Source organism: Pedobacter sp. 01N416 (assembly GCF_056399685.1).
Window position 1 is genome coordinate 1 of sequence record NZ_JBFTRT010000406.1, and the last position, 7,796, is coordinate 7,796.

Here is a 7,796-nt window from a genome sequence, read left to right on the forward strand (position 1 = left end):
AATGACACCGGTAATAGTAAAGTTTGCTAGTATAAAATCTGGTAAGAACAATTTAAGTAAAGAGGCTGCAGGGGAAGTCATATAAAGTGAAATAGTAAAATGCAAAGCTATTTGTTTTTACCGTCCTCCACAACTTTTGGTATTGATCCCTGTTAGTGAGAAATGCAATCTGAAACTAAAAATAACCGTGAATTGGTACAATAAAATAAACTCATTGCAATGAAAACAATTTTCAGGATAATGTTATTAGCTTTTATAATGGGAATTTCATTTTCTATAACCGCCTGCAATAACAATAAAAATCAAGAAAAAATGATAACAGAAAACACCACGGCTCTTTTCCCTAAAGGAGAAAAATTAACCAATGGATATTTTACTGGAGATGCTTATTTGCAGACACTTCTGGCAAAAGATAAGAACAACGATTTTGTTTTGGGTAGCGTAACTTTTGAACCAGGGGCAAGAACCAACTGGCATACGCACCCTAAAGGGCAGGTACTGATTATAACCGAAGGCGAGGGCCTTTACCAGCAAGAAGGGAAAACAGCTCAAGTCATCAAAAAAGGTGATGTAATCAACATACCAGAAAATGTAGAACACTGGCATGGAGCTACCGCCAGAACAAAGATGGTACATATTGCCATTACCAATTATGAAGGTGAAACTAATGCAGTTTGGTTAAACCCTGTAACTGATGAAGAGTTCAACGCAGCCAACAAAAATTAAACAATCAAAATGATGGGCAAAAGCAAATTTTTAAAGGGGATACTATTTTTTGTGCTCACAATAAGTATGATCAAAATGAATGCACAACCAAACAAAACAGCTAATACGGATTTGTCTGCACAACAGCAAAGCTTGGTAAAAATTTCGGCACTTACAGCTACGGGAAACCTGGAACTGTTAAAAGTGGAATTGAATAAAGGGCTGGATTCCGGACTTGCTATTAACGAAATTAAAGAAGCGCTCGTTCAGCTTTATGCGTATTGTGGCTTTCCAAGAAGCCTTAATGCCATTAACGTTTTTATGACTGTAGCAAAGGAGAGAGAAGAAAAGGGGATCACCGATAAAGTAGGGAAAACAATTGTCGTAGCAAATAATCCTAAAAATAAATATGAACAGGGCAGAAAAGTGTTGGAAGAACTGACCAAGACCCCACAATCAAAACCTGCCCCAGGCTTCGGGGAATTTGCACCGCGTATTGATGCTTTTTTAAAGGAACATTTATTTGCCGACATTTTTGTTAGTGACGTGCTGAGTTATCAGCAAAGAGAAATGGTAACAATTGCGGCTCTGGCCTCGATGCCTGGTGTCGAAGGTCAGCTGCAGGCTCATATCAACATGGGAAAGAATACAGGCCTAACTGAAAACCAATTGGAACAATTAGCAATGCTGGTTGAAACAAACGTTAATAAAACACAGGGAAATACCATCAGGAAAATAATCGGAAAACCATTGGTTCCTGTAATTGAGAAGGATATGATGGTGCGTATTTCTGAAATCGAAATTTTACCAGAATACCTCGAAGATTATAAATCCATTTTGCGGCAGGAGGCCGCGGCTTCTATAAAAATCGAGCCTGGTGTGATTGCCATTTTTCCTATGTTTCAACAGAAAAACCCCACTGAGGTTAGGATCATAGAAATATACGCCAATAAAGCAGCATATCAGTCTCATTTGCAAACACCACACTTCCAGCACTACAAAACAACCACCCTAAAAATGGTAAAAACATTAAAACTGGTAGATATGAACAGTCTAGACAATGAAACGATGCTGGAGGTTTTTAGTAAACTAAAATAGGATATGTCAAGGATGACAAAGAATCTGGTTTTTAAAAGCGTTGCAGCCCGACAAGAAATTATGCGTATTTCAATCAATTCATAGAATTCCGGTATTCATTGGGCGAATGTCCAACCTGTTGTTTAAAAAAACGGGTAAAATGTGAGGGATATTTAAAGCCAAGCCTATATGCAACTTCACTTACGGATTTACTGAGATCAAGTATCTGTTCTTTCGCGGCATCAATCAGTTTGAGGTGTATATACTCTAGTGCAGATTTTCCTGTTTCTTTTTTTACCAGATCTCCGAAATATTTTGGAGACAGGTTGAGTTGCTCTGCACAATACGAAACGGAGGGCAATCCCAGGGTTTGCAGCTTTTCCGACTGGAAGTATTCGTTCAGTAATCCCTCAAATACAGTCAATACATCCTTATGGATATGTTCTCTGGTGAGAAACTGCCGGTCGTAAAACCGAACAGAATAATTCAGGAACATTTCAATGTTGCTAACGATCAACGTCCTGCTGTGCTTATCAATAGGATGCGCTAATTCATACCGGATCTTATTAAAACACTCCAGCACTATTTCTCTTTCTGCATCGGATACGTGAAGTGCTTCATTAACATCGTAAGAGAAAAAGCTGTATTCGTTAATGCATTTGCCAAGATGGGTTCCACGGATGAGATCGGGATGAAAGAATAATCCCCAGCCGGTCGGCTGTATCATGTTTTCGCTTTCCTCAAAACCAAATACCTGCCCTGGTGCAATAAAAAGAAGTGTTCCTTCTTCGTAATCATAGTGATTGCGGCCATATTTCATCTCCCCGCACTTCTCGTCTTTTAAAAAGATCATGTACACATCAGAAATATAACGCGCCTCTTTTACCGGCTTCGATAGCGACTGATCAAGAACACTGACCAAAGGATGCAGGGTCTTCTGCCCCCTCTCGTTATTGATCTGAGCCACACTTTCAATTCTAAGGGGATTTCCCATTACTTCGGTTATTTTAAAGTGAAAATAGCTTAAGTATTTCAATTATCCCTGCAGAAGCGCTAATGAACAGAAAAATTGGTAAGAGAAACAGGAATATGTATAATGGTTTATTTAAAAAAGGGTGAATTCCATTACATAGCCGGTAAAGTTCCTAAATATTGGTCGTTTACTTTAAAAGGCTGCTTGCGCGAATATTGGCTGGATAGCCAGGGTGATGAGAAAATTTCCAGATTTTATGAGGAAAATACATGGGTTGGCCAGGTTGAAAGTATGATTAACCAGAAGCCGACGGACATGAACCTACAGGCACTTGAGGATTGCGAGTTATTGTGTATAACAGGCAATGACATGTGTAGCGCTGCAAAGACACCGTGGATTCAGCACTTCATGATTCAGAAGAGCTTCGCCGATAATGCTATTATAATGGAAAATTCCAACCGAATTAAATCGGCATCACCAGAAGAGTTGTATCTGGAAATTCTTAAGGAAAGACCATCCTTATTGTTGCGTGTTCCGCAACATTACATTGCAAGCTTTCTTGGCATCCGGAAGGAAACATTAAGCAGGGTTAGAAGAAGAGTTGCCCACCTATGATTTGTTGATTGAAGTCAACGATATTCAATTTCCGTTCCGATAATTTTACATCGAAGAACGATCACCTCAATGTTATCGATGTTTTACACCTTATAAGGAAATTGCTAAAAAGCCTGCGGATCTGTCATTTGAACAAGCTTCTGCAATACCAACGGTCGGCCAGTCCGCTTTACAGATGCTCACTAAAAACAAGGATAGTATAAAAGGGAAGGAGATTTTGATAAACGGCGCATCTGCCGGAGTAGGTATGTTTGCGATACAGATTGCTAAAAGCCGGGGAGCGATTGTAACGGCTGTTTCAAGCGCAAAAGGGCATCATTTGTTAAAGAAGTGGGGGAGTGATTATGTGATTGATTACAACAGAGAAAAAGTGACGGATTTAAAGAAGAAGTTTGATGTTATCATTGAACTATCTGCTAAATTATCTTTCAGTCAAGCTAAAAAATTAATGAAGCCTAAATCCACATATTTTACCGTTACCCCTTCGTTATGGAATTTCGTGCATTCGTTTTCAAATAACATGGTATCTCGAAAGAAATATGAAATTCTTTTGATGAAATCTGACACAGAAAGTTTAAACCGATTAGCAAATGATGCATTAAAAGGTTTTGATATCCACATCAGCAAAACTTACCCCATGTCAGCTTATAAGGAAGCTTATAAAACGATAATCAAAGAGGGGGCTTTAGGCAAAGTCGTTTTTAATATCGCATCTTAAAATACCAGTTTTAGCAAATTTTTTTGATATGCACGGCCTTATGAAACAATTCATAGAGCTTTATTTATTGGTGCAAACGTATTGCAAACAATCTCGCAGAAATACGCTAAAGCAGAAATAATGGTAAGAGAAACAGGAATCCGTATAACGATCTGATGCAAAAGTATAAAGAACTTAGCTCTATTCTATAATCCATTAAATCGTCTACCGCAGTTCTGCAAATAATAAAAAGAAAATGAAAAAATTACCATCAATAGCATTCGGTACCTGGTCATGGGGAACAGGTTCTGCAGGAGGCGACCAGGTTTTCGGCAACAACCTTAGCGCTGGCGATTTAAAGCAGGTGTTCGATACCGCAATGAAGGCAGGTTTTAACCTATGGGACACTGCAACCGCCTATGGTATGGGTTCATCCGAAACGATATTAGGAGCGTTTGTAAAACAATACCCACGTGAGGATCTCTTACTATCTACCAAGTTTACACCACAGATGGCTGGTTCTTCTGACAACCCTATCGAGGAAATGCTGAATAGCAGTTTTGAGCGTTTAGGAACGGACTATATAGACATTTACTGGATTCATAACCCTACTGACGTTAGTAAATTGACTCCCGAACTGATTCCACTGCTTAAAAGCGGAAAAATAAAAAGTGTTGGGGTATCTAACCATAACCTCGAAGAAATTATATTGGCCAATAGTATACTTGAAACCGCAGGTTTTAGTATTTCTGCCGTACAGAACCATTACAGTCTTCTATACCGTTCATCCGAAGATGCCGGGATCATCGACTATTGCAAATTACACAACATTACTTTCTTTGCTTATATGGTGCTTGAACAAGGCGCATTGTCTGGCAAATATAATACTCAAAATCCGCTTCCCGAAGGTAGCGCCAGAGCAAATACCTACAATAAAGTGCTTCCACAGGTAGAAGAATTAACCGATGTGATGAGAGAAATTGGTATCGGCAAAAATGCTTCCGTTGCCCAGGTTGCAATTGCATGGGCCATTGCTAAAAACACCTTACCCATTATTGGGATAACCAAAACTGCTCAAATTGAAGACGCTTTAAATGCCACTAAAATTAGGTTAACTCATCAGGAAATAGAAAGAATAGAAACCTTGGCAGCAAAAGCGGGCGTTGATACCCAGGGTGCCTGGGAAAAATCGATGATATAGTTGTCTACTAAAATAATCTACCTCAATAAATATTGAAATAAACGAAATGAATATAGAAAAAGATTCGAAAAAAGTCTTGTTTGTAGTAACAAGCTGTAATGTAAAAGGAGATACAGGTATCCCTACAGGATTTAACCTGAGCGAAGTTACCCATCCATTAGAAAAATTAGAAGCAAGTGGCGTTACAGTTGATATTGCATCTATCAAGGGTGGAGCAGCACCTTTAGATGGCTTAGAAGATTTCAACGATCAGGTTAATGCCAAATATTGGGCAGATATCAATTTTCGTGAAGCTATTGCAAATACTTTGAAATTAGATGATGTAAAAGCTTCAGACTATGAGGCCATATTTTTTGCGGGTGGGCATGGAACCATGTGGGATTTTGCCGATAGCCCCGCAATCTTAAAGTTAGTGCCGGAATTTTACGAATCTGGAAAAATTGTTTCGGCAGTTTGCCACGGCCCTGCAGCTTTGGTAAACGTAAAACTAAGCGATGGCTCCTATCTGATCTCGGGCAAAAATGTAGCTGGCTTTACCAATGGCGAAGAGGAAGAAGTACAATCAACCAAGGTAGTTCCGTTCCTGCTTCAGGATGCTTTAATTAACCATGGAGCTGTTTACAAGCATGCCCCTAACTGGAATAATAACATTGCTATTGATGGCAGGTTGATCACGGGCCAAAATCCGCAATCTGCCGCAAGCGTAGGCGAAGCAATTGTAAAAGCGTTTAAAATTAGCAATGCAGAAAAGACCGGGCCAAAACCTGCATTTTCAAGTGCTGATGTAAGTAGTGTTTCTCCTGCATTAGGTAAGTATATCGCCGAAAAACTGGTAGGTGAAGTTTGGGAGCGCCCAGGGTTATCAAAGCATGACCGCTGCATCGTTACTTTGTCATCCCTGATAGCAAGAAACCAAAGCAATGCCATGCCGCATTACTTTATCAAAGCGCTGAACAGTGGTATTACGCCAGGTGAACTTTCAGAAATTATCACACACCTTGCTTTCTATTCAGGGGTGCCCAATGCCATGTCGGCTGTTGCTGTTGCAAAAGATGTATTTGCAAATTATGGAATATTAGGGGCAGAATTACCTTCAACCAGCCCGCTGGCGCTTGATAAAAATGAGGCTTTACCGGGCGATGAGAACAGGGTAGCATTTATAGCGCAAAATATCGCCCCGATAGCCGAAGGTTTTGCTAAATATACCAATGAATTATTGTACGGCGAGGTTTGGCTCCGGGCAGGATTATCATCAAGAAGCAGAAGCCTGGCAACCGTAAGTGCAATGATTGCGGCTGGAGATATCCAATTTCTTGGCATGTATATGGGGCGGGCTGTTGAGCATGGCATTACACGCGGGGAAATGGGCGAAGCATTAACTCAACTGGCATTTTACGCAGGCTGGCCGAAACTCGTTTCTGCATCATTGGTTGTAAAAGAGGTATATGATGGCGCGGGTAAATAATCCGCTAGCTAATCTTAATCCGTATAAAAGTGCCTTGGAATTGAGTTTCCGGGCTTAATTCGCATTGTCACTATAGTAGAAAATGAAACCACTAAAAATAATTACCATTGAGGAGCATTTTATCCTGAAAAGCATCTCGCAAAAATTAGCCGCATTTAATATCAAAGAAAATGGTGGCACTGCACCTAATGATGAAGTGCAAAAGGAACTCATGAAAATTGGGCCAAGCAGCGAGGATATGGAAGATGTTGGGGAACGGCGGATAAAATTTATGGATGAAAGCGGCATTGACATACAGGTGCTCTCCTACGGTGCCGGAAGTCCTCAAAACATAACGGACAAGACATTGGCCGCTGAACTTTGCCGCGAGGCCAATGATGAATTAGCCAGGCTGATAAAAAAGTACCCAACAAGATTTGCCGGTTTTGCCACCTTGCCCGTTGCCGACCCAACTGCGGCCGGAGAAGAGTTGAACCGGGCAGTGAAGGAATTAGGTTTTAAAGGCGCAATGCTTTCAGGAACTTTTAATGGCCGATTTTTTGATGAAACAGCATTTTTGCCCATTTTTTCTAAAGCCCAGGAGTTAAATGTGCCTGTGTATATGCATCCTGGTTTCATCTCCAAAAATATTGCCGCACATTATTATCAGAGTAATAACTGGCCTGGCATTGCAGGTGCTATGTTTTCATCGGCAGGATATGGCTGGCATTTAGATTCAGGAATTGCAATTGTCCGCTTAATTGCTTCGGGCATTTTTGATAAACTGCCTGACCTGAAACTCATTTCAGGACATTGGGGTGAACTGGTTCCTTTTTTTCTGAACCGCTTAGACGATCAGTTAAGCAAAACCTTAAAATTAGAGCGCAAAATCTCCGACTATTATAAAAGCAATATCTATATCACACCAAGCGGACTTTTTTCTGAAGCTCAACTTAAATATGTGATTGATGAGCTGGGGGCCGACAAAATTATTTATTCAGGTGATTACCCTTATTTAATAGATAATAGTACCAGGCAATTTCTTGAAAGTGCGCCTATTTCAGAAGAGGCCAAAGAAAAAATC

Annotated in this window: 8 protein-coding genes; 7 read left to right on the plus strand and 1 reads right to left on the minus strand. The window is 40.2% G+C overall.

The window, feature by feature from the left end:
• The first annotated feature begins 312 nt into the window (after positions 1–312).
• Both AC1DND_RS19955 and AC1DND_RS19960 read left to right on the plus strand, forming a co-directional pair.
• Positions 313–726: a (R)-mandelonitrile lyase gene (locus tag AC1DND_RS19955; RefSeq protein ID WP_477584290.1), complete on the plus strand. Its 414-nt coding sequence runs from the start codon at positions 313–315 to the stop codon at positions 724–726.
• 75 nt (positions 727–801) lie between these two features.
• Positions 802–1,803 (plus strand): carboxymuconolactone decarboxylase family protein, encoded by a 1,002-nt coding sequence (locus AC1DND_RS19960; RefSeq protein WP_477584292.1) that lies wholly within the window; start codon positions 802–804, stop codon positions 1,801–1,803.
• Positions 1,804–1,876: 73 nt separating this feature from the next.
• Here the strand turns inward: AC1DND_RS19960 and AC1DND_RS19965 are convergent, their stop codons facing one another.
• Positions 1,877–2,776, minus strand: coding sequence for a helix-turn-helix domain-containing protein (locus AC1DND_RS19965; RefSeq protein ID WP_477584294.1), 900 nt, complete (start codon positions 2,774–2,776; stop codon positions 1,877–1,879).
• Positions 2,777–2,878: 102 nt separating this feature from the next.
• Between AC1DND_RS19965 and AC1DND_RS19970 the strand changes: the two genes are divergently transcribed.
• The 5 genes from AC1DND_RS19970 to AC1DND_RS19990 form a co-directional block, all read left to right on the plus strand.
• Positions 2,879–3,370 (plus strand): Crp/Fnr family transcriptional regulator, encoded by a 492-nt coding sequence (locus tag AC1DND_RS19970; protein ID WP_477584296.1) that lies wholly within the window; start codon positions 2,879–2,881, stop codon positions 3,368–3,370.
• A gap of 175 nt (positions 3,371–3,545) precedes the next feature.
• Positions 3,546–4,088: a zinc-binding dehydrogenase gene (locus tag AC1DND_RS19975; RefSeq protein WP_477584298.1), complete on the plus strand. Its 543-nt coding sequence runs from the start codon at positions 3,546–3,548 to the stop codon at positions 4,086–4,088.
• 235 nt (positions 4,089–4,323) lie between these two features.
• Positions 4,324–5,268 carry an aldo/keto reductase gene (locus AC1DND_RS19980; RefSeq protein WP_477584299.1) on the plus strand — a complete coding sequence of 315 codons (945 nt, stop codon included), beginning with the start codon at positions 4,324–4,326 and terminating at the stop codon, positions 5,266–5,268.
• 46 nt (positions 5,269–5,314) lie between these two features.
• Complete coding sequence (locus tag AC1DND_RS19985) at positions 5,315–6,733, plus strand: carboxymuconolactone decarboxylase family protein (protein WP_477584300.1); 1,419 nt, start codon at positions 5,315–5,317, stop codon at positions 6,731–6,733.
• An 82-nt stretch (positions 6,734–6,815) separates the two neighbouring features.
• A partial coding sequence (locus AC1DND_RS19990) for an amidohydrolase family protein (protein WP_477584302.1) occupies positions 6,816–7,796 on the plus strand: 981 nt, incomplete at its 3' end.

Bases quoted from the DNA above. Each gene is read 5' to 3' on its own strand.
- AC1DND_RS19965 (WP_477584294.1), bottom strand. From the start codon at position 2,776: ATGGGAAATCCCCTTAGAATTGAAAGTGTGGCTCAGATCAATAACGAG.
- AC1DND_RS19985 (WP_477584300.1), top strand. From the start codon at position 5,315: ATGAATATAGAAAAAGATTCGAAAAAAGTCTTGTTTGTAGTAACAAGC.
- AC1DND_RS19970 (WP_477584296.1), top strand. From the start codon at position 2,879: ATGGTTTATTTAAAAAAGGGTGAATTCCATTACATAGCCGGTAAAGTT.
- AC1DND_RS19960 (WP_477584292.1), top strand. From the start codon at position 802: ATGAATGCACAACCAAACAAAACAGCTAATACGGATTTGTCTGCACAA.
- AC1DND_RS19955 (WP_477584290.1), top strand. From the start codon at position 313: ATGATAACAGAAAACACCACGGCTCTTTTCCCTAAAGGAGAAAAATTA.
- AC1DND_RS19975 (WP_477584298.1), top strand. From the start codon at position 3,546: ATGCTCACTAAAAACAAGGATAGTATAAAAGGGAAGGAGATTTTGATA.
- AC1DND_RS19980 (WP_477584299.1), top strand. From the start codon at position 4,324: ATGAAAAAATTACCATCAATAGCATTCGGTACCTGGTCATGGGGAACA.